General features: G+C 65.2%; 6 protein-coding genes and 1 tRNA gene. 6 read left to right on the top strand and 1 reads right to left on the bottom strand.

The window, feature by feature from the left end:
• Positions 1–214: 214 nt before the first annotated feature.
• On the top strand, positions 215–640 hold the full coding sequence (gene arfB / locus VMR03_RS15510) for an alternative ribosome rescue aminoacyl-tRNA hydrolase ArfB (RefSeq protein WP_325406806.1): 426 nt from the start codon (positions 215–217) through the stop codon (positions 638–640).
• 86 nt (positions 641–726) lie between these two features.
• Here arfB and VMR03_RS15505 read toward each other — a convergent pair.
• Positions 727–801: transfer RNA gene (locus VMR03_RS15505), tRNA-Gly, on the bottom strand.
• A 195-nt stretch (positions 802–996) separates the two neighbouring features.
• Here VMR03_RS15505 and VMR03_RS15500 point away from each other — a divergent pair.
• The 5 genes from VMR03_RS15500 to VMR03_RS15480 all read left to right on the top strand — a co-directional run.
• Entirely contained in the window at positions 997–1,446 is a 450-nt protein-coding gene (locus VMR03_RS15500; protein WP_325406804.1) for a MarR family transcriptional regulator, read from the top strand.
• A 33-nt stretch (positions 1,447–1,479) separates the two neighbouring features.
• On the top strand, positions 1,480–1,884 hold the full coding sequence (locus tag VMR03_RS15495; protein ID WP_325406802.1) for a DUF1398 family protein: 405 nt from the start codon (positions 1,480–1,482) through the stop codon (positions 1,882–1,884).
• 65 nt (positions 1,885–1,949) lie between these two features.
• A complete protein-coding gene (locus VMR03_RS15490) occupies positions 1,950–2,519 on the top strand; it encodes a prolyl-tRNA synthetase associated domain-containing protein (protein WP_325406801.1) in 570 nt (189 codons plus the stop codon).
• 86 nt (positions 2,520–2,605) lie between these two features.
• Entirely contained in the window at positions 2,606–3,529 is a 924-nt protein-coding gene (gene trxA, locus VMR03_RS15485; protein ID WP_325406799.1) for a thioredoxin, read from the top strand.
• 21 nt (positions 3,530–3,550) lie between these two features.
• A partial coding sequence (locus VMR03_RS15480) for an LON peptidase substrate-binding domain-containing protein (RefSeq protein WP_325406797.1) occupies positions 3,551–4,134 on the top strand: 584 nt, incomplete at its 3' end.

Raw genomic sequence — 4,134 nt, 5'->3', positions numbered from 1 at the left:
CTGGGGCACGCCGGCCGCCTGCACGATGTCGCGCACGCTCGCGCCGGCAAAGCCGCGCTCGTGAACGACGCGCAGTCCTTCGGTGAGAATCCGCTCGCGATTGGACGGTCTGGCCATGACCACAATATGTTCGTCCATAGTGCCCGAATCAAGACGGGCAGTCCCGTGGGAGAATGAGGTAGGCTGCGGAACACGTCCTTGCAGGCCCGCGATCATGATTGCCGTTACCCCCGCCATCGCGATTTCCGACAGCGACATCGAGATCAGCTTCATCCGCGCGGGCGGTCCCGGCGGCCAGAACGTCAACAAGGTTTCGACTGCCGCGCAACTGCGCTTCGATGTGCGCGGATCGGCCTCGCTGCGGGAGCCGGTGAAGCTGCGGCTGGAAAGGATCGCCGGCGCGAAGCTGACGAAGGACGGCGTCATCGTCATCACGGCGAACCGCTTTCGCACCCAGGACGCCAACCGCAAGGACGCAATCGACCGCCTCGTCGAGATGATCCGGGAAGCCGCGCACCAGCCGAAATTCCGCGTCGCGACGAGGCCGACCAAAGCCGCGAAACGGCGCCGCGTCGAGAGCAAGGTCAAGCGCGGAAGCCTGAAGCGGACAAGGAGCGAAAAACCCGGCGCGGAGGATTGAGCACCAGCCCGCCGGATGACCTGTCCGCCGCAAACGGGAAACGGCCCGGAAAGGGCTGATGTCCGTCGCGAATTGTCGGGAACATTTGGAGCGGGCGAAGGGATTCGAACCCTCGACCCCAACCTTGGCAAGGTTGTGCTCTACCCCTGAGCTACACCCGCATCCGATGACGGCAACCGGAGCCCCGTCCTTATGAGGGCCGTGTTATGACCCATCGCCCTTCCCATTGCAAGAGGGGTTTGCGGGGTACGAGCCGCGCAAAATGCGGGCGATGCACGCACCTCCCGTCGCTGCGACAATGTTGTTGACTAGGAAACATGATCCATATAGTTTCCTAGTCAACGACTGAGGTTTTCATGGCGGCTTCGCTTCTCACATCGCATATGGGTTACTGGCTTCGCTATGTGTCGAACCATGTCTCCCATGCCTTCGCCCGAAAGCTCGAAGGGCATGAGGTGACGGTGGCCGAATGGGTGGTGCTGCGCGAACTCTTCGACGGAGAGAACATCGCGCCCAGCCGGCTGGCGGAAAAGCTCGGCCTGACACGCGGCGCCATCAGCAAGCTCGCCGATCGCCTGATCGACAAGGGGCTCCTCGCCCGCGAAGACAGCAGGGACGACAAGCGCGCGCACAGGCTCGCCCTGACCCGCAAGGGAAAGGATCTCGTGCCGAAGCTCGCGGCGCTGGCGGATCGGAACGACGCCGAATTCTTCGGCGATCTGACGGCCGACGAGCGGGCAACCGTCGAGCGCGTTCTCAAGGCCATCGTCGAAAGGCGCGGTCTCAAGACGATCCCCGTCGATTAGCGACGCTCCAATCACGACGAAAGGAATGCGCCCGTGAACGCGCAGCAAACGGCTATTGCCCGGCAATGTCTCGACGGCGCCGAAACCGACAGCATGACCTTCCCGCAAATCGTCGGCACACTGATAACAGCGGGTTTCGAGAGCTATATGGTCGACTTCCGTCGCGCCGTCGCGACCTATTATCTGCCGGACGGCGAGAGCATCGAGCTGCCCGCCCATGCCGCACAGACGGCCGTGGGCGCCGCCTTCGACCCGACCGCCCTAGGTGCGGCGATCCGCGAGGCCCAGACGCTGGCGCCCGGTTATACCTACAGGGGCTTCTGCGCCAAGGCAGGAGCGGCGGGCTGCGCCGGTTATATCGTCTCCTTTTCCGGACGCCGGGCCGTCTATTTCGGGCGCACCGCGGAAATCCATGTCGAGCACTTCCCTTCGATATAACGAGGTGGCCTTCGACATAAAGCGGCGGACTTGTCGCCGGGCCTCCGGCATGCGAGGAAATCCGCATGCCCGACGCCGCACCCCTCCATACGAAAGACGCCTTCCTCGCCTGGCTCGACCGGGCCGGGATCGACCATGAGACGCGCCATCACGAGCCCCTGCACACGGTCGAGGAGGCGCAGGCCGCCCGCGCGGCCTGGGGCCCGGACTGGGCGCAAGGCGGGCATTGCAAGAACCTCTTCCTGAAGGACAAGAAGGGCGCGCTTTTCCTGATCGTGACGCTGGAGACCCGCGAGCTGAAGCTCAACAGCCTCGGCAAGCCGCTGGGCTCGGCCCGGCTCTCCTTCGCCAATGCGGAGCTGATGTGGGAAAAGCTCGGCGTCCGTCCGGGCTCGGTGACGCCCTTCGCGCTGGTGAACGATACGGGCGCCGAAATCACCGTCATCCTCGATGCGCCGATGCTCGATCACGAGCGGCTGCATTACCACCCGCTCGAAAACACCGCGACGACCGCGATCGCCCGCGACGATCTGCTGCGCTTCCTGCGCCTCACCGGCCATGAGCCGAGGATCGTCGATCTGGTTGCGGCGCAGGGAGAGGCGGCAGGGTTGCCGGACGCCACCCCGACCCGCTAAACCATTGTTTCCAAATAATGCAGGCCCCACATTGAGGTCAGCAAAATAAGGCAGCCGCGAGGCCGCGGCGCCAGAGGAAGGCCGAGATGGAACCGACATTCGGAGTGAACCCCGCTGAGGGCAACGGCGCCGCCCCCGCCGGCGAGCTCATCAAGGACACGACAACGCAAACCTTCGCCCGCGACGTGCTCGACGCCTCGATGCAGGTGCCGGTCATCGTCGATTTCTGGGCGCCCTGGTGCGGCCCCTGCAAACAGCTGACGCCCGTGCTCGAAAAGCTCGTGATGGCGGCGCGCGGTGCGGTCCGTCTCGTCAAGATGAACATCGACGACCACCCGGAAGTCGCCCAGCAGCTCCGCATCCAGTCGATCCCGGCGGTCTTCGCCTTCAAGGGCGGCCAGCCGGTCGACGGCTTCATGGGCGCGCTGCCCGAAAGCCAGGTCCGCGCCTTCATCGAGAAGCTGGCGGGCGGCGTCGGCCCCTCGCCGGCCGAGGAACTGGTCGAGGCGGGACAGGCAGCCTTCGAGGAAAAGGATCTCTCCACCGCCGCGCAGGCCTTCGCGCAGGCGATCCAGCTCGAACCCGGATTGCCGGCCGCCGTCGCCGGCCTCGCGCGCTGCTACATCGAGAGCGGCGATTTCGACCGCGCCCGCCAGACGCTCGGCCTCGTCCGCCCCGACGGCAAGAACGATCCCGAGATCGTCGCGACGCAGGCCGCCCTGTCGCTCGCCGAGAAATCGGCCGATGCCGGCGACACCGCCGAACTCGAAGCTCGCCTCGCCGCGAACAAGAAGGATCACGAGGCGCGCTTCAACCTCGCCCTCGCGCTCAATGCGAAAGGCGACAGGGAAGGCGCGGTCGACCAGCTCCTGATCATCATGGAATATGACCGCAACTGGAACGACCAGGCGGCGAGGAAGCAGCTCGTCGAATTCTTCGAGGCCTATGGCCCGAAGGACGAGGTGACGCTGTCGGGCCGCCGTCGCCTTTCCTCGATCCTGTTCAGCTAGGCCCGACCGACAGGCAGACATATGAGCGACGACCGCTATCAGAGCTTCGCGGATTTGCCCGCCTCGATTCCGGTTTTCCCACTGGCCGGCGCGTTGCTATTGCCGCGCACGCAATTGCCGCTCAACATTTTCGAGCCGCGCTATCTGCGCATGGTCGACGACGCGCTGCGCGGCGAACGCATCATCGGCATGGTGCAGCCGGACGGCGAGGCGGCGATCGCGGCTTCGCGCGATGCCGACGCGACGCCGAAGCTCTGCGCCATCGGCTGCGCCGGCCGGCTCACCTCATGGACGGAAATTCCCGACGGCCGGGTGCTCATTACACTGACGGGTATCGCGCGCTTCCGCGTCGCGTCGGAACTCGCCGCGACGACGCCCTATCGCCAATGCATGGTCGACTGGACGGAGTTCGAGGGCGATCTCACGCCCGACCTCGGTGCGGAAGAGGTAAGCCGCGACCGGCTGCTGAAGATCCTGAAGACCTATCTCGAAACGCATGGGCTGCAGGCCGACTGGCAGACCATCAAGCAATCGTCCAACGAGGCGCTGGTGAACTCGCTTTCGGTGATCAGCCCTTACGGGCCGCGCGAGAAACAGGCGCTGCT

This window comes from Parvibaculum sp. (assembly GCF_035511255.1).
In the GTDB taxonomy this organism is placed as follows: domain Bacteria; phylum Pseudomonadota; class Alphaproteobacteria; order Parvibaculales; family Parvibaculaceae; genus Parvibaculum.
The sequence above is the reverse complement of the archived record's forward strand: the minus strand, read 5'-3'. Positions and strand labels throughout refer to the sequence as shown.

Bases quoted from the DNA above. Each gene is read 5' to 3' on its own strand.
- arfB (WP_325406806.1), top strand. From the start codon at position 215: ATGATTGCCGTTACCCCCGCCATCGCGATTTCCGACAGCGACATCGAG.
- VMR03_RS15500 (WP_325406804.1), top strand. From the start codon at position 997: ATGGCGGCTTCGCTTCTCACATCGCATATGGGTTACTGGCTTCGCTAT.
- VMR03_RS15490 (WP_325406801.1), top strand. From the start codon at position 1,950: ATGCCCGACGCCGCACCCCTCCATACGAAAGACGCCTTCCTCGCCTGG.
- trxA (WP_325406799.1), top strand. From the start codon at position 2,606: ATGGAACCGACATTCGGAGTGAACCCCGCTGAGGGCAACGGCGCCGCC.